The 23,967-nt window shown below is 72.1% G+C and carries 31 protein-coding genes; 18 read left to right on the top strand and 13 right to left on the bottom strand.

What is annotated here, in order from left to right; all coding sequences use genetic code 11:
- Window positions 1–22 precede the first annotated feature (22 nt).
- Window positions 23–565, bottom strand: a complete 543-nt coding sequence (locus tag IW245_RS07870) for a TetR/AcrR family transcriptional regulator (protein ID WP_197002520.1) — start codon at window positions 563–565, stop codon at window positions 23–25.
- Between the two features lie 55 nt (window positions 566–620).
- Here IW245_RS07870 and IW245_RS07865 point away from each other — a divergent pair, with 55 nt between their 5' ends.
- Together IW245_RS07865 and IW245_RS07860 are read left to right on the top strand one after the other, a co-directional pair.
- Entirely contained in the window at window positions 621–1,535 is a 915-nt protein-coding gene (locus tag IW245_RS07865; protein WP_197002519.1) for an alpha/beta fold hydrolase, read from the top strand.
- A 9-nt stretch (window positions 1,536–1,544) separates the two neighbouring features.
- Window positions 1,545–1,913, top strand: a complete 369-nt coding sequence (locus IW245_RS07860) for a DUF3052 family protein (RefSeq protein ID WP_197002518.1) — start codon at window positions 1,545–1,547, stop codon at window positions 1,911–1,913.
- Here IW245_RS07860 and IW245_RS07855 read toward each other — a convergent pair.
- Window positions 1,890–2,558, bottom strand: coding sequence for a nitroreductase family protein (locus IW245_RS07855; protein WP_197002517.1), 669 nt, complete (start codon window positions 2,556–2,558; stop codon window positions 1,890–1,892). The genes IW245_RS07860 and IW245_RS07855 overlap by 24 nt on opposite strands.
- A gap of 201 nt (window positions 2,559–2,759) precedes the next feature.
- Here IW245_RS07855 and IW245_RS07850 point away from each other — a divergent pair, with 201 nt between their 5' ends.
- Together IW245_RS07850 and IW245_RS07845 are read left to right on the top strand one after the other, a co-directional pair.
- Window positions 2,760–3,365: a superoxide dismutase gene (locus IW245_RS07850; RefSeq protein ID WP_197002516.1), complete on the top strand. Its 606-nt coding sequence runs from the start codon at window positions 2,760–2,762 to the stop codon at window positions 3,363–3,365.
- Between the two features lie 55 nt (window positions 3,366–3,420).
- A complete protein-coding gene (locus IW245_RS07845; protein ID WP_197002515.1) occupies window positions 3,421–4,185 on the top strand; it encodes a nucleotidyltransferase domain-containing protein in 765 nt (254 codons plus the stop codon).
- A 72-nt stretch (window positions 4,186–4,257) separates the two neighbouring features.
- On the opposite strand, the gene IW245_RS07840 is transcribed toward IW245_RS07845, so the two are convergent.
- The 4 genes from IW245_RS07840 to IW245_RS07825 all read right to left on the bottom strand — a co-directional run bounded on the left by IW245_RS07840 (window position 4,258) and on the right by IW245_RS07825 (window position 7,283).
- Entirely contained in the window at window positions 4,258–4,800 is a 543-nt protein-coding gene (locus tag IW245_RS07840; RefSeq protein WP_197002514.1) for a LysM peptidoglycan-binding domain-containing protein, read from the bottom strand.
- A 65-nt stretch (window positions 4,801–4,865) separates the two neighbouring features.
- Complete coding sequence (locus IW245_RS07835) at window positions 4,866–5,321, bottom strand: hypothetical protein (RefSeq protein WP_197002513.1); 456 nt, start codon at window positions 5,319–5,321, stop codon at window positions 4,866–4,868.
- Window positions 5,322–5,397: 76 nt separating this feature from the next.
- Complete coding sequence (locus IW245_RS07830; protein WP_231398702.1) at window positions 5,398–6,603, bottom strand: sensor histidine kinase; 1,206 nt, start codon at window positions 6,601–6,603, stop codon at window positions 5,398–5,400.
- The gene (locus IW245_RS07825; RefSeq protein ID WP_197002512.1) at window positions 6,603–7,283 is read right to left on the bottom strand and encodes a response regulator transcription factor; all 681 of its coding nucleotides are present in this window, start codon (window positions 7,281–7,283) and stop codon (window positions 6,603–6,605) included. The genes IW245_RS07830 and IW245_RS07825 overlap by 1 nt, the downstream gene beginning before the upstream one ends.
- 80 nt (window positions 7,284–7,363) lie before the next feature.
- Here IW245_RS07825 and IW245_RS07820 point away from each other — a divergent pair, with 80 nt between their 5' ends.
- From IW245_RS07820 to coaA, 4 genes are all read left to right on the top strand, one after another.
- Window positions 7,364–8,407: a LolA family protein gene (locus IW245_RS07820; RefSeq protein WP_197002511.1), complete on the top strand. Its 1,044-nt coding sequence runs from the start codon at window positions 7,364–7,366 to the stop codon at window positions 8,405–8,407.
- Entirely contained in the window at window positions 8,404–9,330 is a 927-nt protein-coding gene (locus IW245_RS07815) for an ABC transporter ATP-binding protein (RefSeq protein ID WP_233472496.1), read from the top strand. Before IW245_RS07820 ends, IW245_RS07815 begins: the two co-directional genes overlap by 4 nt.
- A complete protein-coding gene (locus IW245_RS07810) occupies window positions 9,317–10,159 on the top strand; it encodes an ABC transporter permease (RefSeq protein ID WP_197002510.1) in 843 nt (280 codons plus the stop codon). The genes IW245_RS07815 and IW245_RS07810 overlap by 14 nt, the downstream gene beginning before the upstream one ends.
- A 181-nt stretch (window positions 10,160–10,340) precedes the next feature.
- Complete coding sequence (gene coaA / locus IW245_RS07805; protein ID WP_197002509.1) at window positions 10,341–11,309, top strand: type I pantothenate kinase; 969 nt, start codon at window positions 10,341–10,343, stop codon at window positions 11,307–11,309.
- Between the two features lie 9 nt (window positions 11,310–11,318).
- Here coaA and IW245_RS07800 read toward each other — a convergent pair whose 3' ends face one another.
- Both IW245_RS07800 and IW245_RS07795 read right to left on the bottom strand, forming a co-directional pair.
- Window positions 11,319–12,695 (bottom strand): beta-propeller domain-containing protein, encoded by a 1,377-nt coding sequence (locus IW245_RS07800; RefSeq protein WP_197002508.1) that lies wholly within the window; start codon window positions 12,693–12,695, stop codon window positions 11,319–11,321.
- Complete coding sequence (locus IW245_RS07795; RefSeq protein ID WP_197002507.1) at window positions 12,688–13,167, bottom strand: SigE family RNA polymerase sigma factor; 480 nt, start codon at window positions 13,165–13,167, stop codon at window positions 12,688–12,690. The genes IW245_RS07800 and IW245_RS07795 overlap by 8 nt, the downstream gene beginning before the upstream one ends.
- Window positions 13,168–13,245: 78 nt before the next feature.
- On the opposite strand from IW245_RS07795, the gene IW245_RS07790 reads away from it, so the two are divergent.
- Window positions 13,246–13,443: a hypothetical protein gene (locus IW245_RS07790; protein WP_197002506.1), complete on the top strand. Its 198-nt coding sequence runs from the start codon at window positions 13,246–13,248 to the stop codon at window positions 13,441–13,443.
- A gap of 113 nt (window positions 13,444–13,556) precedes the next feature.
- Here IW245_RS07790 and IW245_RS07785 read toward each other — a convergent pair whose 3' ends face one another.
- Genes IW245_RS07785 through IW245_RS07775 form a run of 3 tightly spaced genes read right to left on the bottom strand, consistent with a single transcriptional unit; the run spans window position 13,557 to window position 16,909 of the window.
- Window positions 13,557–14,297, bottom strand: a complete 741-nt coding sequence (locus IW245_RS07785; RefSeq protein ID WP_197002505.1) for a succinate dehydrogenase/fumarate reductase iron-sulfur subunit — start codon at window positions 14,295–14,297, stop codon at window positions 13,557–13,559.
- Window positions 14,297–16,225, bottom strand: coding sequence for a fumarate reductase/succinate dehydrogenase flavoprotein subunit (locus IW245_RS07780; RefSeq protein WP_197002504.1), 1,929 nt, complete (start codon window positions 16,223–16,225; stop codon window positions 14,297–14,299). The genes IW245_RS07785 and IW245_RS07780 overlap by 1 nt, the downstream gene beginning before the upstream one ends.
- On the bottom strand, window positions 16,226–16,909 hold the full coding sequence (locus tag IW245_RS07775) for a succinate dehydrogenase cytochrome b subunit (RefSeq protein WP_197002503.1): 684 nt from the start codon (window positions 16,907–16,909) through the stop codon (window positions 16,226–16,228). It abuts the gene before it with no gap.
- Window positions 16,910–16,990: 81 nt separating this feature from the next.
- Here IW245_RS07775 and IW245_RS07770 point away from each other — a divergent pair, with 81 nt between their 5' ends.
- The 7 genes from IW245_RS07770 to IW245_RS07740 all read left to right on the top strand — a co-directional run bounded on the left by IW245_RS07770 (window position 16,991) and on the right by IW245_RS07740 (window position 21,458).
- Window positions 16,991–17,908, top strand: a complete 918-nt coding sequence (locus IW245_RS07770; RefSeq protein ID WP_197002502.1) for a LysR family transcriptional regulator — start codon at window positions 16,991–16,993, stop codon at window positions 17,906–17,908.
- A 79-nt stretch (window positions 17,909–17,987) separates the two neighbouring features.
- A complete protein-coding gene (locus tag IW245_RS07765; protein WP_197002501.1) occupies window positions 17,988–18,329 on the top strand; it encodes an ArsR/SmtB family transcription factor in 342 nt (113 codons plus the stop codon).
- Complete coding sequence (locus IW245_RS07760) at window positions 18,326–18,784, top strand: SRPBCC domain-containing protein (protein WP_197002500.1); 459 nt, start codon at window positions 18,326–18,328, stop codon at window positions 18,782–18,784. The genes IW245_RS07765 and IW245_RS07760 overlap by 4 nt, the downstream gene beginning before the upstream one ends.
- Window positions 18,784–19,065: an NIPSNAP family protein gene (locus tag IW245_RS07755; RefSeq protein WP_197002499.1), complete on the top strand. Its 282-nt coding sequence runs from the start codon at window positions 18,784–18,786 to the stop codon at window positions 19,063–19,065. Before IW245_RS07760 ends, IW245_RS07755 begins: the two co-directional genes overlap by 1 nt.
- A 33-nt stretch (window positions 19,066–19,098) precedes the next feature.
- Window positions 19,099–19,506, top strand: a complete 408-nt coding sequence (locus IW245_RS07750) for a hypothetical protein (protein ID WP_197002498.1) — start codon at window positions 19,099–19,101, stop codon at window positions 19,504–19,506.
- A 49-nt stretch (window positions 19,507–19,555) separates the two neighbouring features.
- On the top strand, window positions 19,556–20,470 hold the full coding sequence (locus tag IW245_RS07745; protein ID WP_197002497.1) for a tyrosine-type recombinase/integrase: 915 nt from the start codon (window positions 19,556–19,558) through the stop codon (window positions 20,468–20,470).
- A 118-nt stretch (window positions 20,471–20,588) separates the two neighbouring features.
- A complete protein-coding gene (locus IW245_RS07740; protein WP_197002496.1) occupies window positions 20,589–21,458 on the top strand; it encodes a GNAT family N-acetyltransferase in 870 nt (289 codons plus the stop codon).
- 72 nt (window positions 21,459–21,530) lie between these two features.
- Here the strand turns inward: IW245_RS07740 and IW245_RS07735 are convergent, their stop codons facing one another.
- Window positions 21,531–21,983: a hypothetical protein gene (locus tag IW245_RS07735; RefSeq protein WP_197002495.1), complete on the bottom strand. Its 453-nt coding sequence runs from the start codon at window positions 21,981–21,983 to the stop codon at window positions 21,531–21,533.
- A 67-nt stretch (window positions 21,984–22,050) separates the two neighbouring features.
- Here IW245_RS07735 and rpsD point away from each other — a divergent pair, with 67 nt between their 5' ends.
- Together rpsD and IW245_RS07725 are read left to right on the top strand one after the other, a co-directional pair.
- The gene (gene rpsD / locus IW245_RS07730; RefSeq protein WP_197002494.1) at window positions 22,051–22,659 is read left to right on the top strand and encodes a 30S ribosomal protein S4; all 609 of its coding nucleotides are present in this window, start codon (window positions 22,051–22,053) and stop codon (window positions 22,657–22,659) included.
- A gap of 36 nt (window positions 22,660–22,695) precedes the next feature.
- Window positions 22,696–23,376, top strand: a complete 681-nt coding sequence (locus tag IW245_RS07725; RefSeq protein ID WP_233472498.1) for a thymidine kinase — start codon at window positions 22,696–22,698, stop codon at window positions 23,374–23,376.
- Window positions 23,377–23,380: 4 nt separating this feature from the next.
- Here IW245_RS07725 and IW245_RS07720 read toward each other — a convergent pair whose 3' ends face one another.
- Window positions 23,381–23,953: a hypothetical protein gene (locus IW245_RS07720; RefSeq protein ID WP_197002493.1), complete on the bottom strand. Its 573-nt coding sequence runs from the start codon at window positions 23,951–23,953 to the stop codon at window positions 23,381–23,383.
- Window positions 23,954–23,967: the final 14 nt, after the last annotated feature.

Raw genomic sequence — 23,967 nt, 5'->3', positions numbered from 1 at the left:
GGCGGGAAAGGGCGAATCCGCCTCAGTCGAGCGCGGCCCGCACCACCAGGTCCAGGGGCGGGCGCGGGTCGGACGTGTCGTGCCGGGCGATCCGGTGCAGGATCAGCCCCTCGCCGCAGGCCATGAGCGCCGCGGCGGCCGTCGGGGGGTCCTGCGCGCCGAGCCGGGCCAGGACCGGCACGGCCCAGGCCTCCATCATCACCCGGCCCCGCGACACGGCCTCGCGGATCGTGGCGTCGTGGCTGGCCTCCATGAACAGCACGAGGCGGGCGGTGGTGGTGGTCCGGTTGACCGTGGTCGCGTACTCGATGACGCCGCAGAGCATCTCCACGAGGTCGGCGGCGGTCTCCGGCGAGTACGGGCTCCCGAGGTCGGCGGTCTCCCGGGCGGCGATCGCGTCGACGGTGCCCGACAGCAGGGCCGCACGGGTGCGGAAGTGGTTGGAGGTGGACCCCTTCGGCAGGCCGGCCCGCTCGTCGACCCGGGCGTGGGTGAGCGCGCGCAGGCCCTCGGTCCCGACCAGGTCGATCGCGGCGTCGAGCGCTCGGGTTCTCGTGGACGTCATGACCAAACTATAAATGTAGTGACTTGGCCACTATGAAAGTAGTAGCGTGAAGGGCATGGACATCACAGCGCGCTCCCACGAGGGGACCTTCCCCCAGCTCGACGGCGTCGAGCACCGCTACGTAGAACTTCCCGGGCTGCGCATGCACGTGGCCGAGGCCGGCCGGGGCGACCCGGTCCTCCTCCTGCACGGCTTCCCCGAACACTGGTGGGAATGGCGGCACGTCATCGGCGGCCTCGCCCGCCACCACCGGGTGATCTGCCCCGACCTGCGCGGCGCCGGCTGGACGGACGCCCCGCCCGACGGCTACTCCAGCGGCCCGCTGCTGGCCGACGTCACGCACCTGCTCGACGCCCTCGGCCTGGACCGGGTGCACCTGATCGCCCACGACTGGAGCGCGATCGTCGGCTTCCAGCTCTGCCTGGGGCACCCCGACCGGGTCCGGGACTACCTCGTGCTCGGCGGCCCGCACCCGTACGTGCGGTTCAACGTCCGACTCCTGTCGGTCATGCCGAAGCTGTGGTTCCAGTGGGTGATCGCCACCCCGGGCCTCGGCCCCCGGCTGCTCGGCCGGGGCCGCCAGCGCCTGGCCCGGCACCTGCTGACCGGCTACGCCGCCACCCCCGACGCGTTCACCGAGGCGGACATCGCCCTGTTCCTCGCCCCGCTGCGCGACCCGGCCAGGGCCCGGGCGGCGGGGAAGCTCTACCGTGGCCTCATCCTGCCCGAGGCCCGCCGGTTCATGTCCGGGGCGTACCGCGACACCCGGCTGAGCACCCGGACCCGGATCCTGGCCGGCGCGGCGGACCCGGTCGCCGACCAGGCCACGACCGCCCTGCTGATGGCCGGGTACGAGGACTACACCGACGACCTGACCATCGAGTTCGTCGGCGGCGCCGGGCACTTCCTCGCCGACGACCGGCCGGACGTCGTGGTCGCCAAGGCCCTGGAGCTGTTCGCCACACCGTAGGCTGGGCGGATGGCCGGCTACTCCGACACGCCCCTGCCGAAGAAACTGGGCATCGCCCCCGGACTGGCCGTGGCCGTCCTCGGCGGGACGGTGCCCGGCGTCGAGGCCGACGACACCCTCGACGCCGGCCCGTACGACGTGATCGTGCTGTTCGTGACCAGCCGCGCCGACCTCGAAGGCCGCCTGGCCCAGGTCAGGGCGGCGATGACCCCGGCGGCCGGCTTCTGGGTGGCGTGGCCGAAGAAGGCGTCGAAGGTGCCCACCGACATGACCGAGGACGTGGTCCGCGCCGTCGCGCTGCCCACCGGGCTGGTCGACAACAAGGTGTGCGCCATCGACGCCGTGTGGTCCGGGCTACGCCTCGTCATCCGCCGGTAGCTGCGCTGACCAGCGCCCCCGGTGCACGACCTCCTCGACGGGCCGGCGGCGCGCGGCGAACGAGGCCCGGCGCTCCGGAGTGACCTTGTCTGCCGCGTAGCCCACCGACACCGCGCCGACCGGCACGAAACCCTCCGGCACGCCGAAGGCCTCCCGGTACGCGTCGTGGTTTTCGGGCTGGATCCCGAACAGGCACGCGCCCAGCCCCTCGTCGACCGCCGTGAGCAGCATCAACAGGGCGGCCATGCCCGCGTCGATGTCCCAGTACGGCACCGGCCAGCGGTCCTCGGCCCGGTCCGTCCAGCCCTTGTCCGGCCGGGCGTAGCGGTCGAGGTAGGCGTCCTTGTGCGAGTGCGCCACGACGACCAGGGGCGCCGTGCTCATCCCGGCCAGCCACTCGTCGAGGGTGCTCGCCGCGGCCGTCCGGCCGCTGCGGCTGTCCTTCCCGAACGTGCTGACCTCCCAGAACAGGTCCAGGTCCGCCTTGTCCTGCAGGGCCAGGAACCCCCAGCCCTGGGAGAACCCGGCGGACGGGGCGCGCAGCGCGTGGGCGAGGACGCGTTCGACGACCTCGGGGGACAGGGGGCGGCCGGGGTCGTACTCGCGGACCATCCGGCGGCGTCGCAGAACCTCGCGAAACTCCATAGACGGCAGTCTACGCAACAGTCTTCGCGATCTTCCGTTTCCTGCGCCGGTATAGTTTTCACTCGTGCGGGGAGGTGACATCCAGGGTGTGCGAGGCGTTTCCCTGTGTCGCACTGGTCCGGTCGAACTCACACCTCATCCCCAGCCCCGCACACATGCGCCCGCGCTTGCTCGCGCAATTCTTTTCTCCGGAGGAAGCCGATGAGCATCTACACCCTGCCCGACCTGCCGTATGACTACTCCGCTCTGGAACCGGCCATGAGTGGCCAGATCCTCGAGCTGCACCACGGTAAGCACCACGCGGCGTACGTGGCCGGCTCCAACGCCACGCTCGACGCGCTCGCCGAGGCCCGCGACAAGGGCAACTACGCTGGCATCGTCGGCCTGGAGAAGACCCTGGCCTTCAACGTCTCCGGGCACGTCCTGCACTCGATCTTCTGGGAGAACCTGTCCCCGGAGGGTGGCGACCGTCCGGAGGGCGAGCTGGCCGCCGCGATCGACGAGTACTTCGGGTCGTTCGAGGCGCTGCAGGCGCAGCTGTCCAACGCGACCAAGCTGGTGCAGGGCTCGGGCTGGGGCGTGCTCGGCTACGAGCCGCTGTCCGGTCGCCTGCAGGTCACCCAGGTCTACGACCACCACGGCAACGTGGGCGTCGGCACCACCCCGGTGCTCGTGTTCGACGCGTGGGAGCACGCGTACTACCTGCAGTACAAGAACGTCCGCCCGGACTACGTCGACCAGCTGTGGAACCTCGTCAACTGGTCGGACGTGTCGGCCCGTTTCGACGCGGCGCGCGGCGCCAAGTAGTCCACGCGTTGCGGAGGGGCCCCCGGGTGGGGCCCCTTTCGCGTAGGCTGCGCCGGTGTTGGTCGATGATCTGACCTCGGCGCTGTCCGGGCACCCGGGGGCCCTCGGGCTGTGGCTCGCCGGGAGCCGGGGGCGTGGCGACCACGACCGGTACAGCGATGTGGACCTGTGGCTCGTCGTCGACGACGTCGGGGCGTTCGTGGCCGACTGGCCCGCACTGTGTGACACGGTGACCCCGACGGTGCTGCGCGAACAGGTCGGCGGCGCGCCGGTGTTCACCCACGTCACGCCCGACTGGCTGCGGTTCGACCTGTCCGTGAGCCCGGTCGCCGACGTGCCCGGCCGGTCGCGGGTGGGGCTGGTGCCGTTACTCGACCGGGCCGGGTTGCACACCCAACTGGCCGGGCCCCTGCCGCCGCCGGACGTGGACGCCGACCGGGCCGTGGCCGTGACGAAGGAGTTCCTCCGGGTCGTGGGGCTGCTGCCGATGGTGCTCTTCCGGGGCGACCGGGTGCTGGCGGCGTCCGGGGCGACTCTCGTGCGCCGGTTGCTCAACGACCTGATGGACCTGTCCGTGCCGGCCGTCGATCCCGGCGGGGCGACTCGGCGCTACGCGGCGCTGTCGGCCGGGCACCGGGCCGTGCTGGAGACGTTGCCGGCCATCGAGGCGACCGGCGAGTCGGTGCTGGCCGTGCACCGGGCATGCGGGGCGGCATTCGTGCCGCTGGCGCGGGAACTGTGCGGGGACCGGTTTCCGGAGGAGTTGCACACGGCACTGGTGGCGCATCTGCGGCGGGAGGGGTGCGACGTCCTGGGGTGACCCGGCACCGCGAGCCGCCCGTCAGGCACGAGAAAAGGGGCCCTGCGAGGGGCCCCTTTCTATCGCGCGGTCCTACGGGATGGTCAGGACCTGGCCGGGGTTGATCAGGTCGGGGTTGGAGATGCCGTTGGCGTTGGCGATCTCCATGTAGCGGTTGCCGTCGCCGTAGAACTGCTCGGCGATGCCCCACAGCGTGTCGCCGGACTGCACGGTGTACGTCCGGGCCGCCGCGGCGGCGGGCGCAGCGGGCGCTGGCGCGGCGGACGGCTCCTCCAGGGGCTCCCCGTTGGACGTGTTCGACGTCCACAGCACGGTGCCGTCGCCGCCGGACAGGACCAGCTCGCGGTCGTTGCGCAGGGTCAGCGTCGTGTCCGAGCCGGACGTGCCGGTCGCCCACACCGCGGTGTTGTCCGAGGTGTAGAGCACGAAGTTGCCGTCGCCCTGCAACTCGGCCCGCACCGCGTTCTTGCCCTCGGTGCCGGACGACCAGGCCACGTCGGCGTCGGTGTAGAGCACCAGGTTGCCGTCGCCCTGCAACCGCAGCGCGTGCTTGCCGTTGTTGGAGGTGAGCTTCTGCTCGACGCCGAGACTGTCTCCGGACTTCAAGGTGTCCATCTGATCCCTTTCTCCGATGTACCGGTCACGCGGAAGCGTACGCGCATCGGGGTAAAAGGGACGTATTAACCCGCCGGTTGGCAGTTCAGCTTCTTCGCGGTCTCCGCCGGCACGTACTGTTCCGTGCAGATCGTCCCCGCGCCGAACGTCAACGCCTGCCACACCTTCTTCGTCGCGTCGTAGCCGAACACCACCCGGTTGCTCTGCATCGGGCCGACGGCGCTGGCGATCGCGAAGTTGTCCTGGCAGGCCACCTTCTCCAGCTTCTCCGGGGCGCCCGCTCCGATGTACACCGCGTCGTAGGTCTTCAGGTCCGCCAGCAGCTTGACCGCGTCGACCGGGCACGCCTTGACCCCGGGGGCGGCCGGCGTGGCCTTCACCGTGGACTTCGGCGTCGGGCTCGGAGCGGCGGCGGTCGTGGCGGGCGGCGGGGTCGCGGTGTCCTTCGTGCTCGATCCGCAGCCGGCGAGCGCGAGGGGGACGAGGACGGCGATGCCGGCCGTGCGGACGATGCGGTGCACTGCGTTCCTCCAGAAGGGTGGGTTGCGCGATGCTACCCCCCTGCCCGGCGGCTACGGAACGGGCCGCCCGGTCCGGCTACGGGCGCGCCGGCCGATCGGCCGTCTCCGCGGGCCCGCCGAGCCGCGGCAACCGCACCTCGGCCCGCAGGCCCGGCCCGGCGTCGGCGAGCCGGACCGTGCCGTTGTGGGCGGCGACGAGTTCGCGGACGATGGCCAGCCCCAGACCACTGCCGCCGCCGTCGCGGCCCCGCGCGCCGTCGAGGCGGGTGAACCGACCGAACACCCGCTCCCGGTCGGCCGCCGGGATGCCCGGCCCGTCGTCGGTCACCGTGATCAGCACCTGCGGACCGTCGCGGGACACGTCGACCGCCACCTGGGTACGCGCGTGCCGCAACCCGTTGTCCACCAGGTTCGCCACGATCCGCTCCAACTGGCCCCGGTCCCCGGTGGTGGACTGGGCCGACCCGGTGACCGCCACGGTCGGGTACCGGGCCCGCAGCCCCCGGACCAGGCCGAGGACCTCCACCGGATCGCGCCGCGCGGAGGCCCGCTCGTCCACCCGGGCCAACAGCAGCAGGTCGTCGGTGAGCCGGCCCAGCCGGGCGACGTCGGCGAGCAGTTCCTCCGGGTCGGCCGCCTCGCCGAGGTGGGCCGCGACCTCCAGTTGGGTCCGCAGGCTCGCCAAGGGGCTGCGCAGCTCGTGCGCGGCGTCGGCGACGAAGGCCCGCTGCCGGGCGCGCGCCTCCTCCACGGGCCGCAGGGTCGCCCCGACCAGCCGCCACGCGATCGCGGCCAGGCAGGCCAGGAACACCGGGAACGCGACCAGCAGGGTGGTGCGCAGCGCGCCGACGGTCTGCTCGGCGTCGCGGGCGGACACCGCGACGAGCACCGTGCCGACCCCGTGCGCGGGGGCCGCGACCACCAGGGTCGTGCCCTCGGGACCGTGCAGGATGATCGTCCGCCCGGTGCGGGCCCGGTCCAGGTCCGCCGGGCGCAGCACCGCGACGAGCCGGTCCGCGCCGATCGACGCGGCCAGGATCCGGCCGTCGCCGTCGACGAGCTGCACGACGCCGGTGCCCCCGGACGGCACCGGGTCGGCGAGTTCGCCGGCGACGGCGAGTTCGGCGACGTCGTTGGCGGTGTGGCGGGCGGTGTCCTCCAGCGACCGCAGCAGGGCGAACTTCAGCGCGAGGACCAGCAGCAGGCCGCCGACCGCCAGCGTCGCCGCGACCCCGGCGGTGCCGAGCAGCATGAGCCGGCCGCGCAGCCCCAGGCGGCGCATCAGCCGGCCCGGTCGTCGGCGAGCCGGTAGCCCAGGCCGCGCACCGTCTGCACCGACCGCCGGCCGAACGGGGTGTCGATCTTGCGCCGCAGGTACCCGACGTACACCTCGACGACGTTGGGGTCGGTGTCCGCGCCGGCCTCCCACACGTGGTCGAGGATCGCGATCTTGGAGCAGGCGGCCCCGGCGTGCCGGATCAGGTACTCCAGCAGCGCGTACTCCCTGCTGGTCAGCGTGACCTCCACGTCGCCCCTGCGCACCTGGCGGCTCGCCGGGTCCAGGGTCAGGTCCCCGACCGCGAGGACGGCCGGCCGTTCGGGGGCGCCCCTGCGCAGCAGCGCCCGCAGCCGGGCGAGCAGGACGACGAAGGAGAACGGCTTGGTCAGGTAGTCGTCGGCCCCGGCGTCGAGCCCGTCGGCCTGGTCGTACTCGCCGTCCTTGGCCGACAGCATCAGGACCGGCACCCAGTTGGCCTCCGCGCGCAGGGTGGCCACAATTCGGTACCCCGACAGGCTGGGCAGCATGATGTCCAGGACGACGGCGGCGTAGTCGCCGTACCGGGCGGCCTCCAGGCCCTCGATCCCGTCGGCGGCGAGGTCCACGACGAAGCCCTCGGCCTCCAGACCCCGCTTGAGCGCGCGGGCCAGGCGTTCCTCGTCCTCCACCACCAGCAGCCGCATGCCCCCAGCCTGCCATGGTCACTCCCCGGGGCGGTGGCGGTCTCAGGCGCTTCACAGGGTTCGCGGGGCACGATGGGGACATGACTGACAACAGGCTTCGCTGGGCGGTACCGGTCGGCATCGTCACCACCGTCGCGGCCGTCGTGGGATTCAGCCAGATCGCGGGCGCCACCGACGCGCCCGACCTCCCCAAGCGCACCGCGTCCCAACTCCTCGTCGACCTGCAGAACGCCCGCCTCGACGCGCTGAGCGGCACCGTCGTGCAGCGCGCGGACCTGGGCCTGCCCGCCATCGCCGCCAACGGCTCGGACTTCACGTCCCTGGTGAGCGGCAACCACACCCTCAAGGTCTGGTACGCCGGCCCCGACAAGGTCCGCCTCGCCCTCCTCGGCACGCTCGGCGAGTCCGACGTGATCCGCAACGGCTCCGACGTGTGGGTGTGGTCGAGCAAGGAGCACCGGTCGACCCACACCGTGCTGTCCGCCGACCAGGACAAGGCCGGCCAGGGCCCGCTGGACCCGCGGAACCTGCCGAAGACCCCGCAGGAGGCCGCCGACCGGCTCCTGGCCAGCATCGACCCGTCCACGGTCGTCACCACGGCCAGCAACGTCACGGTCGCCGGCCGCTCGGCGTACGACCTGATCCTCGCCCCGCGCGACCGCGACTCGCTCGTCGGCTCCGTGCACGTCGCCGTCGACGGCGAGCGGCACGTGCCCCTGCGGGTGCAGGTGTTCGCGAAGAACTCCGCGTCTGCGGCCTTCGAGGTGGGCTTCCAGCAGGTCTCCTTCGACCGGCCGGGTGCGGAGAACTTCGCGTTCACCCCGCCGCCCGGCACCGAGAAGTCCGAGGCCCCGGACGCCCCCGGCCCCGACGCCGTCCCGCCGGCCGTCGACGCCGCCAAGCCGGTCCTGAAGGGCACCGGCTGGACCACGGTCGTCGTCGCCCAGGCCGGCCAGGCCCCGAAGGAGGCCGCGGGCATCCTCGGCCAGCTGCCGAAGGTCAGCGGCGACTGGGGCAGCGGCCGGCTGCTCAGCGCCAAACTGTTCTCCGTCCTGCTCACCGACGACGGTCGCCTGATCGCCGGCGCGGTCGCCCCGCAGCGGCTGTACGAGGCGGCCAGGTGACCTACCACCCCTTGGCGGTCCGCACCCAGGGCCTCACCAAGCGGTTCCGGACCCAGGTCGCGGTGAACGCCGTCGACCTGGCCGTCCCGACCGGCGCCGTGTACGGCTTCCTCGGCCCGAACGGCTCCGGCAAGACGACCACGATCCGCATGCTCCTCAACCTGATCAGCCCCACGGCCGGCACCCACGAACTCCTCGGCGTACCGGCCGCCGCGGCCCTGTCGAAGGTCGGCTCGCTGGTGGAGGGACCGGCATTTCACCCGTACCTGTCCGGTCGCGACAATCTGCGCCGGCTCGACGCGGCCGACCGCACCGCCGACGGGGCCACGGCCGCGACCCGGATCGACGGGGCTCTCGACCGGGTCGGGCTGCTGCCGGCGGCCCGCAAGCGCTACCGGGCCTACTCACTGGGCATGCGCCAGCGCCTGGCCCTGGCCGCGACCCTGCTGCAGCCCCGCGAGCTGCTCATCCTCGACGAGCCGACGAACGGTCTGGACCCGCAGGGCACCCGGGAGGTCCGGTCCATCATCACGCACCTGGCCGCCGAGGGCTCCACGGTGATGCTGTCGACGCACCTGCTGTCGGAGGTCGAGCAGATCTGCACCCACGTCGGGGTCATGCACCTGGGCAAACTGGTCGCGCAGGGCTCGATCGAGGCGATCCGGGGCCGCACGGCCCCCACCGCCCGGGTCGACACCAGCCTGCCCGGGCAGGCCGCAGCCACGCTGCGCGGCCTCGGGCTCACCGACGTCGCCGTGGGCGAGGAGCACGCCACCGGACTGCTCGGCCCGATCGCGCCGGAGAAGGTCGTCGCCGCGCTCGTCGGCGACGGCGTGCCGGTCCGCGGCTTCGCCGTCCAACGCCCCGACCTGGAGGAACTGTTCGTGACGCTCACCGGGGAGGGCTTCGATGTCAGCGGCTAGCGCACCGGTCGCGCGCCGAGCGTCGACCAGGTTCTTCCGCTCGGAGCTGATGCTCATCTTCGGACGCCGCCGCAACTGGGTGGGCCTGGCCATCCTCGCCGCCGTGCCGGTGATCATCGCGGTCGCCGTGAAGATCGACTCGCCGGAGGGCCCGTCGGGCGGGGACTTCTTCTCCTCGATCACCTCCAACGGACTGTTCGTGGCCCTGGCCGCCCTGTTCGTCGAGCTCCCGCTGTTCCTGCCCCTGGCGGTGGCCACCATCGCCGGCGACGCGGTGGCCGGCGAGGCCAACCAGGGCACCCTGCGCTACCTGCTGGCCGTCCCGGTCACCCGGATCCGGCTGCTGTCGGTCAAGTTCGGCGCGCTCGTCGTGTTCTGCGCCGTGGCGACCCTGGTGGTGGCGATGACCGGGGTGATCGTGGGGCTGGTGTTGTTCGGGGGCGGGAAGATGACCCTACTGTCGGGCACCCAGATCGGGTTCTGGGGCGGCGTCGGCCGGCTGCTGCTGATCTGCGGGTACATCACGGTGTGCCTGACGGCGCTCGCCGCGGTCGGGCTGTTCTGCTCCACGCTGACCGAGCAGCCGATCGGCGCGGGCATCGCGGTGCTGATGCTGACCATCGTGAGCGCGATCTGCGACGGCATCCCGCAGCTCTCGGCGATCGGCCCGTACCTGCCGACGCACTACTGGTACGCGTTCGGGGACCTGTTGCGCGACCCGCTGACGATGACCTCGGTCGGTCCGGGGCTGGTGTCGGCGGCGATCTACACCGCGGTGTTCACGACCGCGGCCTGGGCGCGGTTCTCCACGAAGGACGTGACCAGCTAGCCCGGGCTGTCCGCCGGGGGTGACGCGGGCCCGTCACCCCCGGCTGTCCGGACCCACGGTCCGTGATCGTCCGTCCGCGCGTGGGCGCGGTCGTGCCTCGGCGGGTGCGCGCGACGCGCCGCAGAGGGAGGTAATTCACACTTTGTTCACGACGGTGTCCGGCGGTGACACGATGGGGGCCATGACCTTCCTCGGCGAGACGGTGGCGCCGCCCGCGCCCTGGTGGGAGCTGGAACGATCGGCTCTGGCCCGGCTCGCGGCCGGCTGGTCCTCGCGGCTCACGCCGGCCGAACTCGAACCGCTGCGCAGCCTCGGGGACCGCCTCGACGCCGCGGAACTGGCCCAGGTGCTGCTGCCGGTGGCGCTGCTCGTGGAGGCGTACGCGACCGGCACCCAGGCCCGGCAGAACGCCCTCGACACGCTCCTGGCCAGCGTCGACACCCCCGGCCCGCCGCACGCCCCGTTCGTGATCGGGATCGCCGGCGGGGTGGCCGTCGGCAAGTCCACGGTCGCCCGGGTGCTCCGCGAGCTGCTCAGCCGGGGCCCGGGCCACCCGAACGTCGAGTTGATCACCACGGACGGGTTCCTGCTGCCCAACGCGGAGCTGGAACGCCGGGGGCTGATGACCCGCAAGGGGTTCCCCGAGTCCTACAACGCCCGCGAGCTGCGCCGGTTCCTGGCCGCGGTCAAGGGCGGGGCCGAGAAGGTCTCCGCCCCGGTGTACTCGCACCTGGCCTACGACGTCCTGCCCGGCGAGCGGGTCACCATCGCCCGCCCCGACGTGCTGATCGTCGAGGGCATCAACGTGCTCCAGCCGCCCCGGACCGGCCCGAACAAGCGCAGCCAGCTGGCCGTGTCGGACTTCTTCGACTTCTCCATCTACGTCGACGCGCGCCTGGAGCACGTGCGCCGCTGGTACATGGAACGGTTCCTCACCCTGCGCCGGACGGCGTTCGCCGATCCGGCGTCGTACTTCCACCGGTACTCCTCGCTGAGTGACGTCGACGCCGAGGCCACCGCCCAGCGGATCTTCCGGGAGATCAACGAGGTGAACCTGGTGGAGAACATCCAGCCGACCCGCTCCCGGGCGAACCTGGTGCTCAGGAAGGGCGCGGACCACGCTGTCGAACGGGTCCTCGTCCGGCACTGACCGCGCCGGTCACCGGGCCCGCCGCCGCCGGCCGCGCACCAGGGCCCACCCGACCAGCGCCGCGAGCCCGACCGGCACCGCCAGGCACCCGGCGACGCCGAAGATGATTCCGGCCGGCCACCAGCCCATGTCCTGACCGCCGCCCGCCCGGCCGCCCATCGCCGGCACCAGGGCCGTGGCCAGCTGGATGTCCCTGCTCGTCAGGTCCCCGTCGGGGTCGGTGACGAAGTTCGCCAGCACCCGGGGCGGGCCGCCTGCCAGGTCCACCTCCACGATCTGGGCCCGGGTGCGGCCCTGGAATCCCCAGTAGCTGCGCTCGCCGGTGTCGCTCGCCGTGCCGTCGGTGACCACCGCCAGGAACGTGTCGGCGTCGCGCCAGCCGAGCACCGGCGGGGCGAAGCCGGCCGGTGGCAGGGTGCCGACGGTGACCGGGCCCGGCAACGGGGCCCCGGAGCCCGTCGCGTCGAGGAACACCAGGTCGCGCAGGTTGCGCTCGGCGGACGTGGTGGCGGCGGTCGGGGCGGCCTCGCCGAGCGCCAGCAGCCGCCCGTCGGGGCTCCACGCCTCCGGTCCGGCGAGGGTCCGGCCGTCCGGGAGGGGCAGTTCGCGCGCGCCGCGCCCGTCGAGGCCGACGACCATCAGCTTCCGGTCGGCCTGCACGGCCACGTGCCCACCGTCCGGGGCGAACGCCACCATCGTCGGGTCGGCCGAGCCGCTGCTGTCCGGGGCGGAGCCCTCGGTGAGGATCGCGCTCGTCCCGGTACCGGTGTCCAGCAGCCACACCGGCCCGACCAGGGTTCCCGGCTGCCACGACCGCGGCTCGACGCTGACGGCGACGTACCGGCCGTCGGGGGACCACGCGCGGGGGAACGTCTTCGCCTGGCTCGACACCCGCCACGTCCGCTCGTGTGCCGTGGCCAGGTCGATGAGCGTCACGCCGGACCCGCCGTCAGGGTCGCCGACCGCGACCCGGGTGCCGTCGGGGGACAGCCGGACCATGGCCTGGGCGGGGATGTCGAGCCGGCGGTAGGTGTCGGCGTACGCGCCGACGACCCGGGCCTGGGCGAACGGGAAGTCCTCGTGCCCGTAGGACTGCTGATAGAAGGCGACGGCGGGCCCGGTGGGGGAGCTGTCGAGGTAGCCGGCGAGGAACGAGTGGCCGGGGAACTCCCTCGGCAGGGTCGCGCCGGCCCCGCCGGGTGCGGTCGTGCCGCGCGGGGTCGGCCACGCGAAGACCCCGAACAGCACCAGGGCGCACGCGGCGGCGGCGAGCGCCGGCACCAGCCACCGCCGGCCGCGCCGGGCGGGCACGGTGAAGGCCCCGGGCCGGGCCGGGACGCTGTCGGCGACCTCGCGCAGCCCGGCGCGGATCCGCTGCTCAGTCATCGAGTTGCTCCTTGAGGACGGCGAGGCCACGGTGCAGGAGGGACTTGACGGTGCCGGGCCGGCAGCCCAGCGCCTGGGCGATCTGGGCCTCGGACAGGTCCAGGTAGTACCGGAGGAACACGGCGGCGCGGTGCCGGGGGTTGAGATGGGTCAGGGCCCGGCGCACGGCGACCGCGTCGGGGCTCAGGGCCGGTTGGTCCGCGACGCCGCGGGGGGCGTGGCGGCGTTCGAGCACCCGGCGGCGCACCCAGGAGGTGCACCGGCTGACCACGGCGCGGCGCAGCCAGGCCACCGGGTCGGTGACCCGGTGGCGGTGGTGGTAGTAGTCGAGGAAGCTGTCCTGCACCACGTCCTCGGCGGCGCTGAGGCTGCCGGTGGTCACGTAGGCGAGGCGGGTCATCGGGGCGAAGTGGTTCTCGTAGACGGCGCGGAACGCCGCGTCGTCGTCCACCCGATCGGCCAGTACGGTCACGGGTCCTAGGCGCACGAGCGGGCCGTTCGGTTGCACGGCCGATTCGGGGACTGGCGCGGGCCGGTCATAGTGGCGGGCATGGGGTTGTTCAGGCACATCAAACGTTCGATCAAGCACCGCATCCTGCGGAAGATATACGGCAAGCACTACGGCGGCGGCCACGGCCACTACGGTCACCCCGGCTACCCGCCGCCCCCGCCGCACCACTACGGCCACGGCTACCGCCACGGTGGGCACGGCTACCGGCACGGGGGCCACGGCTACCGGCACCACTGAGCACACGCGCCCGGTCAGGTGTGTTCGACACCTGACCGGGCGCGGCTTCCGCTGTCCTTCGGCCGGGGCCCGCCGACCGGAACCGGGTCGGGCCCCGTAACCGTCTGAAGATTTTAGGCCTTACTGGCCTTGAGGAAGTCCCGGTTCAGGCGGGAGATCGTCTCCAGCGGGATGCCCTTGGGGCACACGGCCGTGCACTCGCCGGTGTTGGTGCAGCCGCCGAAGTCCAGGTCGTCGTGCGCGGCGACCATGCCCAGCACCCGGGCGTCGCGCTCGGGCTGGCCCTGGGGCAGCAGCCCCAGGTGGGTGATCTTCGCGGCGGTGAACAGCATGCCGGAGCCGTTCGGGCACGCGGCCACGCACGCGCCGCAGCCGATGCAGGTCGCGGCCTCGAACGCGGCGTCGGCGTCGGGCTTGGCGACCGGCGCGGCGTGCGCGTCGGGGGCGGAACCGGTCGGCGCGGAGATGAAGCCGCCCGCCTGGATGATCTTGTCGAAGGCGGTCCGGTCGACGACCAGGTCCTTGATCACCGGGAACGGCTTGGCGCGCCACGGCTCGATGTCGATCGTGTCGCCGTCCTTGTACGACCGCATGTGCAGCTGGCACGTCGTCGTGGCCTTCTTCGGCCCGTGCGGCGTCCCGTTGATCACCAGGCTGCACGCGCCGCAGATGCCCTCGCGGCAGTCGTGGTCGAACGCGACCGGCTCGTCACCGGCGAGGATCAGCTGCTCGTTGAGGACGTCCAGCATCTCCAGGAACGACATGTCCGGGGACACGTCGGCGACCTGGTAGCTGACCATCTTGCCCTTGGTGTCGGCGTTCGGCTGCCGCCAGATGCGCAGAGTCAGGTTCATTACTTGTAGCTCCTCTGCGACGGCTTGACGTACTCGAACACCAGTTCCTCCTTGTGCAGCACCGGCGTGTCACCGGCGTGCTCCCAGGCGGCGACGTAGCTGAAGTTCTCGTCGTCGCGCTGGGCCTCCCCGTCCGGGGTCTGGCTCTCGGCCCGGAAGTGCCCGCCGCAGCTCTCGGTACGCACCAGCGCGTCGAGGCACATCAGCTCGGCCAGGTCGAAGAAGTCCACGACGCGGCCGGCGCGCTCCAGGGCCTGGTTCAGCCCCTCGCCCGTGCCGGACACCTTGACCCGCTTCCAGAACTCCGCCCGCAGCTCCGGGATCCGCTCGAGGGCCTTGCGCAGGCCGGACTCGGAACGCTCCATGCCGCAGTACTCCCACATGAGCTGGCCCAGCTCGCGGTGGAAGGAGTCGGCGGTGCGGTCGCCGTCGTTGTTCAGCAGCCGCTGCACCTGGTCGTTGACCTTGGCCAGGGCTTCCTGCGAGGCGGGGTGGCTGTCGTCGACCTTCTCGAACGGGCCGGCGGCCAGGTAGTCGCCGATCGTGTTCGGCAGGACGAAGTACCCGTCGGCCAGGCCCTGCATCAGCGCCGACGCGCCGAGCCGGTTGGCCCCGTGGTCGGAGAAGTTGGCCTCACCGGCGACGAACAGGCCCGGGATCGTCGACTGCAGGTCGTAGTCGACCCACAGGCCGCCCATCGTGTAGTGCACGGCCGGGTAGATCCGCATCGGCGTGGAGTACGGGTCCTCGCCGGTGATCTGCGCGTACATCTCGAACAGGTTGCCGTACTTGGCCTCCACGGCCGGCTGGCCGAGCCGGGCGATCGCCGAGGCGAAGTCGAGGTACACGCCCAGCCCGCCGGGGCCGACACCGCGGCCCTCGTCGCACACGTTCTTCGCGGCGCGCGAGGCGATGTCGCGCGGCACCAGGTTGCCGAACGCCGGGTAGATCCGCTCGAGGTAGTAGTCGCGCTCGTCCTCGGGGATGTCGGCGGGCTTGCGCGGGTCGCCGCCCTTGAGCGGCACCCACACCCGGCCGTCGTTGCGCAGCGACTCGCTCATCAGGGTCAGCTTCGACTGGTGGTCGCCGCTGACCGGGATGCAGGTCGGGTGGATCTGGGTGTAGCACGGGTTGGCGAAGTACGCGCCCCGGCGGTGCGCCCGCCAGGTGGCCGTGACGTTGCAGCCCTTGGCGTTCGTGGACAGGAAGAACACGTTGCCGTAGCCGCCGGAGGCGAGCACCACGGCGTCGGCGTAGTGGGTGGCGACCTCGCCGGTGACCAGGTCGCGGACCACGATGCCCCGGGCCCGGCCGTCGATGACGATCAGGTCGAGCATCTCGTGCCGGGCGTGCATCTTCACCGTGCCGGCCGCGATCTGCCGCTCGAGGGCCTGGTACGCGCCGAGCAGCAGCTGCTGGCCCGTCTGCCCCCGGGCGTAGAACGTCCGCGACACCTGCGCGCCGCCGAAGGACCGGGTGTCCAGCAGGCCGCCGTACTCGCGGGCGAACGGCACGCCCTGCGCCACGCACTGGTCGATGATCTCCACGGAGATCTGGGCGAGGCGGTGCACGTTCGACTCGCGCGAGCGGAAGTCGCCGCCCTTGACGGTGTCGTAGAACAGCCGGTGGATCGAGTCGCCGTCGTTGCGGTAGTTCTTCGCGGCGTTGATGCCGCCCTGGGCTGCGATGGAGTGCGCCCGGCGCGGGGAGTCCTGGTAGCAGAACGACTCGACCTGGTAGCCGAGCTCGCCCAGCGTCGCCGCCGCCGCGCCGCCGGCCAGGCCGGTGCCGACGACGATGACCTTCAGCTTGCGCTTGTTGGCCGGGTTGACCAGCTTCGCGCCGAACCGGCGCTTGTCCCAGCGGGTCTCCACCGGGCCCTCGGGGGCCTTGGTGTCCTTGATCGGTTCGCCTTCGGTGTAGTTCATCTACTTCACCAATCCGGTGAGGACCGCGAACGGCACGGACAGGAACATCGCGCACAGCAGGAGCGTGAAGCCCAGGGCCACGCCCTTGAGGAACCTCTCCCGGCGCGCGTTGCTGCGCCCGAGGGTCTGGATCGCGCTCCAGAGGCCGTGGCGCAGGTGGAAGCCGATGGCCACGATGGCCAGGACGTAGAAGAAGGTCACGTACCAGCGTGACGGGGCGAAGTCGGCGGTCACGTTGCCGTAGGGCTTGCCTGCCGCCCCGACCGGGTTCAGCGTCCCGGTGGTCAGGTCGAGGATGTGGTAGATCACGAACAGCACGACGATCACGCCGCCCCAGCGCATGGTGCGCGCGGCGTAGGAGCCCTGCACGGGCTTGCGGTGCGCGTACTTCACCGGCCGGGCCTTCTTCGCCCGGATCGTCAGGGCCGCGGCCGACCAGATGTGCCCGCCGACGGCGGCGAGCAGGCCGATCCGGGCGAGCCACAGGAAGCCCTCGTGCGGGAGGATGGGCTCGAGCACGGTCCGCAGCCAGTGCGAGTAGTGGTCGAAGGACTCCTGGCCGAGGAACACCTTCATGTTCCCGAGCGCATGGAAGAACAGGAACCCGACGAGCATCACGCCCGTCACCGCCATTACCGCTTTTTTGCCGACCGTCGACCGCGTCAACGACCTGGACCTCGTCATAACTGCCACATCGCCCGACGCTAGGCGCGGATCGACCAGTCGTCTAATGCATCACGGCTCCATGGTCCATTCCTCTAGGCTATGGTCATGCAGCTCCAACAGCTCCGGTACTTCCTGGCGGTCGCAGAATCCCGGCATTTCACCCAGGCGGCCGAGGCGGTGGGTGTGACTCAACCCACGCTGAGTAAGCAGATTCACACTCTGGAGTCCGACCTCGGGGCGGCGCTGTTCCACCGCAACCGGGGCGCGATCACCCTGACCGAGGCCGGCGAGGCGCTTTTGCCCCTGGCCCAGCGGATCGTCGCCGACGCCGAGACCGCCCGGCACGAGATCGGCGACCTGATCGGGTTGCGCACCGGTCGGCTGCGCCTCGGGGCCACCCCGAGCCTGTGCACCTCCCTGGTCGCCGAGACCCTGAAACTGTTCCGCGACGCCCACCCCGACATCCGGCTGCAGGTCGAGGAGGGCGGATCGCAGGACCTGGTCCGCGCGCTGACCGGCGGGTACCTGGATCTCGCGTTGATCATCCTGCCGGAGTCCGGCACCGACCCGGCCCTGCACACCGAGCCGCTGCTGACCGAGAGCCTCGTGGTCGCCTCCGCCTCGCCGCTGCACCACCGCGAAATGCGGATCACGGACCTGCGCCACCAGGACCTGGTGATGTTCCGACCCGGCTACGACCTGCGCGACGCGACCCTGGAGGCGTGCGCGAAGGCCGGGTTCACCCCGACGTTTGCGGTGGAGGGCGGGGAGATGGACGCGGTGCTCGGCTTCGTGGAGGTGGGGCTGGGGGTGGCGCTGGTCCCGCGCATGGTCCTCGCCGGCCGGCCCCGGCTGCACGCGACGCCCCTGGCCGCGCCCGGCGTGCCCCGGACCGTCGCGCTCGCCCGCCGCCGGGACGTCGAACCCTCGCACGCGGCGAAGGCCTTCCAGGACATCCTGCTCGGCTACCTGGGCGGCCCAACCCTCAACCTGCACTTGACGTCAAGCTCAACGTGAGGTTGAGAGTTGGAACCAGGCCCTCGCCGACCTGCGCACCCTTGACAGATCATTAACCTAGCAGTTAATAATTAACGGTATGGCTACCGATCTGGATGGGACGTTCACGGCGCTGGCCGACCCCACCCGACGGCGCATCCTGGAGCTGCTCCGCGAGCGCCCCCACCGGGCAGGGGAGCTGTCGGCCGCCTTCGACATCACCGCCCCGGCCGTGAGCCGGCACCTGCGGGTGCTGCGCCAGGCCGGCCTCGTCGAGGAGCGGTTCGTCGAGGCCGACGCGCGCGGGCGGGTCTACCACCTGCGCCCCGAGGCCCTCGTCGGTCTGCGGGCCTGGCTGGACCAGGTGCAGGCCTTCTGGACGGATCAGCTCGGCGCGTTCAAAGTGCACGCCGAGCGACTCAGCGAAGGACAGGAACGATGAGCACAATCGGCACGGCCACCGCCGCCGTCGAGGTCGCCTGCGATCCCGAGACGGCGTTCGAGGTCTTCACCCGCGACATCGGCGCGTGGTGGAGGCGCGGCACGCACTACTGGAACGACGCCGAGCGCGGGGTCGCGATGCGCTTCGAGCCCCATGTCGGCGGCCGCCTCGTCGAGGTGTACGACGCCACGTCCGGCGAGGGCCTGGAGATCGGCCGGATCAGCGCCTGGGAGCCCGGCAGGCGACTGGTGTTCGGGTGGCGCACCGCCGACTGGCCCGCCGGCGTGAGCACGGAGGTGGCGGTCAGCTTCGAGGCGGCCGGCGGCGGTACCCGGGTGGTCATCGAGCACAGTGGCTGGGACGGGCTGCCCGACGGGGTCGCGCTCCACGGCCAGTACGCCCAGGGCTGGGCCGAGCTGCTCGGCTTCTTCGCCGACACCCCCGGGGTGCGGTGATGTTCGTCCACCTGGTGGTCCACTACCCGAAGCCCGAGCACCACGACGACGTGCTCGCCTCGATGCACCGGGTCGACGCCGCGGCCCAGGGCGCGGCGGGACTGATCCGGATCGGAGCCTGGCGGGACGCGAAGTCCGACCGGCTGATCGGGTTGGCGATGTGGGAGTCGCAGGAGGCGTTCGAGGCGGCCGCCCCGGGAATCTTCGCGGTGGTGGCCGACGATCCGCTGACGGACTGGTGGACAAAACCGCCCGACAGCATGCATCTGCACCCGGCCTAGCGGGCTGGCGGGGATCCACTAGCATCCAGCGTCGTGCATCCTCAACAGCCTCAGGGCATCACGATCAACACCAAGTACATGTGGATAGCCTTCATGCTGGCCATGTTCAAGCCGAAGGCTCTGATCAACGGCCACCAGGTCAACCTCGTGTGGGGCGACAACCCGATCCCGGTCCCGCCGGGCACGCACACCATCGAGGTGTGGGTCCCGTACCTGTGGAAGATCGGCCAGGCTGTCATCCAGGTGACCGTCCACCCGGGTACGAACGTCCCGGTGTTCTACGCGGCCCCGGCCATCACGTTCATGAAGGGCGCCATCGGCAACCAGCCGGTGGAGGTCCCGGGCAAGCTCGCGGGCATCCTGTTGATGGTCGTGCCGCTGGTCCTCATCGTGCTGTGCTGCTGCGGCAGTTTCCTCACGAGCGCGATGAGCAGTCACTGACGGCACGGGCGGTGCGGGGCCGGTACACCGGTGTGGTTTTCTTGACACCATGGAGCTGGCCCCCGCCGCCACAGCACTGCCCGTAGGTTTCCAGACCCCGGTCGCGGCGCGGATCGCCGCCGCGTTCCTGCTCGCCTACCGGGGCAACACCCGGGCCGCGTACGCCGCGGACCTGACCCACTTCGGCCGGTGGTGCGCGACCCTCGACGTCGACGTGCTCGCCTGCTCCCGGGCGCACCTCGACGCCTACGTCGAGCAGCAGACCCGCGACGGGGCCGCCGCCACGACGATCCGCCGCCGGATGTCGGCCGTCGCCGGTTTCTTCGCCTACGCCGTCGACGAGGGCCTGATCACCCGCAGCCCCGCGACCCGGGTCCGCCGCCCCGCCGCCGGCGACAACGTCCAGTCCACCGGGCTGACCGTCGCCGAGGCCGGCCAGCTGATCGCCGCCGCCGAGGCGCACTCGCCCCGCGCGGCCGTCATCGTGCTGCTGTCCCTGCTCCTGGGCCTGCGGGTCAGCGAGCTGTGCACGGCCACGGTCGCGGATCTGAGTTTCCAGCGCGGCCACCGGGTGCTGACCGTGACCCGCAAGGGCGGCAAGCGCCAGACCATGGCCGTGCCGCCCCGGGCCGCCGCCGCGATCGACGACTACCTGGGCGAGCGCCGCGAGGGCCCCCTGCTGTGCACGTCCACCGGCAAGCCCCTCGACCGGCACGCCCTGTGGCGGCTGATCCGCCGGTTGGCGGCCGTGGCCGTCCCGCACCTGGCCGACCGGCTGCACCCGCACGACCTGCGGCACACGTGCGCGACCCTGGCCCTGGACGCGGGTGCCGCGCTGCGCGACGTACAGGACCTCCTCGGGCACGCCGACCCGCGCACGACCCGCCGGTACGACCGGGCCCGGTTCAGCCTCGACCGCTCACCCAGCCACCAACTGGCTCTGCTCCTACCCTCGGCGCCGTAGATCAAGTACCAGATCAAAATCCTTTGACGGTTACGCCGCGTTCCTGAGCCTGCAGCGTCAGTGTCTCGGGGGGGTAAACCGGTGGCCCGGGGTCGGGCGCGCTGCGATGCTGCCGGACATGACACGCTTCGACTACGCCGGCCCGGCAGATCTGCGGGCGATGCAGGGCCTGGCCGCTCGACTGTGGTCCCCGCGCTCCCGGTGGCACGTCGGTGACCTGGCCTGGAACCGGTACCTGCACGTGGGCCGCGAGCCGGAGTGGGCCACGTCCCTGTGGGAGTTCGACGGGGAGGTCGTCGCCTGGTGCTGGGCGGAGGAGTCCGGCGAGGTGAGCCTGTGCGTCGACCCGGCCCGCGCCGACCTCGTCGACGAGGTGCTCGCATGGGGGCTGGCCGCCTTCGACGTGGCCGCGCACGAGGCGTGGATCCTCGACGCCGAGGAGCACCTGGCCGCCGGCCTGGTCCGCGCCGATTTCGCGGCCCGCACGGACGGACCCTTCTTCCTGCACACGGCGCGGCCCCTGGAGGACGTGCCGACCCCGGCGCTGCCGGCCGGGTTCACGGTCCGCCCCGTACGCGGAGCCGCCGACGCCGCCGGGTGGGCCGACGTGCACGGGTCGGCGTTCCACCCGTCGCGGGTGACCGCCGAGAGCTACCTGAACGTGACGGCGGCGTGGCCGTACCGGGCGGCGTTCGACCATGTCGTGGTGGCCCCGGACGGCCGGTTCGCCGCCTACTGTCTCGGCTGGTACGACGAGGCGAACCGGGTGGGGGAGTTCGAGCCGGTCGGGACGCGGCCGGAGTTCCGTCGGCTGGGGCTGGCGCGGGCGGTGTGCGCGTCGGTGCTGCACGCGTTCCGGGCCGCCGGTGGCGAGTCGGCCGTGGTGCGTCCCCGGGGCGACGACGAATACCCGCAGGCCCTGGCCCTGTACACGGACCTGGGCTTCACGGGCTACGCGCGCACAGTGTCCTACGCGCGGACCCGGTAGCTCGGGTGGGGCCGCCCCGGTCGGCGGCTCCGGTCTCGTGGCCAGCCGGCATGACGACAGAGGGCCGGCTGGCTATCCGCGCAGCGGGGCCGCCGCCAGGTACTCGTCCACGTCCACGTCGACCAGGCTCTCCCCGTGCGCGAGGCGCACCTCGGCGACGTCGAGCCGGTAGAGCGCGTGTTCCTCCCCGACCCCGAGTAGGTCGGGGAGCGGGTTGACGGCGGCGAACTCGCACGCCGCGGCCCGCGCCTCGGCGCCGTCGAGGCGGGTGGCCCAGCCCGACAGCCACAGCCTGCCGTGCTCGCAGTGGTCCACGGACAGGATCACGCCGGTGTCGGTGTCGCCCGGCTCCGGGCGAAGGGCGGTGGCGAGGTGGCTGTGGTCGTGCACGAGGAGCAGGGGCCTGCCGTCGGCGCCGGTGGCGTGCCGGACCCGCAGCGGGCAGCGGTAGCCCCGGACGTGGGCGGTGCCGAGGAGGCGGCCGGTGGCCATGGTCCGGGCGACTGCGGCAGGGCTGGGGTACATATGACCGACCTCCGATGCATGTTAGCCTTACCTAACTTAGTGCAGGCTAACCTATTCAGGAGACGGTGTGAACCAGGCCCGGCCCAAGGCGCGGCTATCCCGCGCGCTCGGCATCCCGCTGACGCCCAAGTGCGTGAAGTACTTCGAGCGGCGGCCGTACCCGCCCGGTGTGCACGGTCGCGGCCGCAAGAAGATCACCGACTACGGCACCCGACTGTTGGAGAAGCAGCGGCTGCGCCACCAGTACAACGTGAGCGAGAAGCAGTTGCGGCGCGCCTTCGACGAGGCGGCACGGATGCCGGGCAAGACGGGCGAGAACCTGATCGCGCTCCTCGAGCAGCGCCTCGACGCCGTGGTGCTGCGCTCCGGCATGGCGCGCACCATCTACCAGGCCCGCCAGTTCGTCACGCACCGTCACGTACTCGTCAATGGTCGCCGGGTCGACAAGCCCTCCTACCGGTTGCGCCCCGGCGACACCGTGGAGGTGGCCGCCAAGAGCCGGACCATGGAGCCGTTCGTGGTGTCGGCGGCCGGCGCGCACGTCGGCGGCAACCCGGCGCCGTACCTGGACGTGACGATCAGCGCGCTGCGGGCGACGCTGCTGGCCGTGCCGCCGCGCGCCCAGGTGCCGGTGATCTGTGACGTGCAGATGATCGTGGAGTTCTACAGCCGATAACGGGCGCACGGGGCCGTGCCGGTATGGTGGCTCCCCGTGACCCCAGACGCTCTCGCGGTGCCGGCAGCCGGTGATGGGAGGCTCCGCCACGGGGCCTCCCTCAAGTTCTTCTACGGCCCGATGGACTGCGGCAAGTCCACCCTGGCCCTGCAGATGAACCACAACCACGCCCGCCAGGGCCGCCGCGGGCTGCTGCTGACCAAGCTCGACCGGTCCGGGGCCGCGCAGATCACCAGCCGGATCGGCCTGGGCCGCGACGCCATCGAACTGCGCGACGACATGGACCTGCGCGACCTGGTCCGGGCGAACTGGGCGGCCGGGGAGAGGGTGGACTACCTGATCTGCGACGAGGCGCAGTTCTACACCCTCGAGCAGGTCGAGCAGCTCGCCGATCTGGTGGACTGCTCCGACGTCGACGTGTACGCCTTCGGCCTGGCCACCGACTTCCGCTCCGAGCTGTTCCCGGCCGCGCGCCGGCTGTTCGAGCTGGCCGACTCGGTGTCGCGGCTTCAGGTGGAGGTGCTGTGCTGGTGTGGCCGGGAGGGCAACTTCAACGCCCGGATCGTCGGTGACGCCGTCATCCGGCACGGCGCGCAGGTGGTGATCGGCGACACGGCCGGGGAGTGCGTGCGCTACCAGGTGATGTGCCGGCGGCACTACCGGACCGGTGACCTCGGTCCGGTAGCACCGAACGCCGGCCAGTTGCGCCTGGCCTGAGCGGCTACCGGTTCACCGGCGCCGGGAGCGGCACCGGCAGGCACGAGGTCGCGCCGCCCACACTGGACGTCAGCCCGGTGACGGTACCGGTCAGCCCGGTGACCTGGCCGAGCAGCGCCGGGATGTCGGGCAGTCCGCCGCCGAGGGCCTTGAGCAGGTTCTGCAGCAGCCCGAAGATCTGGCTGAGCAGTCCGGCGGCCGGTGCGGCGCACGCGGGCACCGCGGGAAGCGCCGGCGCGTCGGTCCCCTCGGCGACCGGCAGCGGCACAGGGGCGAGCTTCGTCGGGTCGGGCAGGCACCCGAGGTTGACCAGGTTCGTCGCCAGGCCTGCGAGCTTGCCAACGACCGCGGTGGCCTTGCCCACGTCGGGCAGGGTCGGCGGGATGGTCACCTGGGGGGTGAGCGCCGCGGTGACCTCACCGATGACGCTGGTCAGTTCACCGGTCAGGTCGGCGCACGCCGCCTGGCCCTCGGGCCGGTCGGTGAACGCCGAGACCCCCGACGCCGGTAACACGGCGAAGGCGGACATCGCGGCGAGTGACACCGCGAGAATCTTGATCTTCCTGGTGCCGATCATCTTTCCTCCGTCCG

Origin of the sequence: Longispora fulva (assembly GCF_015751905.1) — a bacterium.
Lineage (GTDB): Bacteria > Actinomycetota > Actinomycetes > Mycobacteriales > Micromonosporaceae > Longispora > Longispora fulva.
Note: the sequence above shows the minus strand (reverse complement) of the source record. Positions and strands in the feature narration are given on the sequence as shown.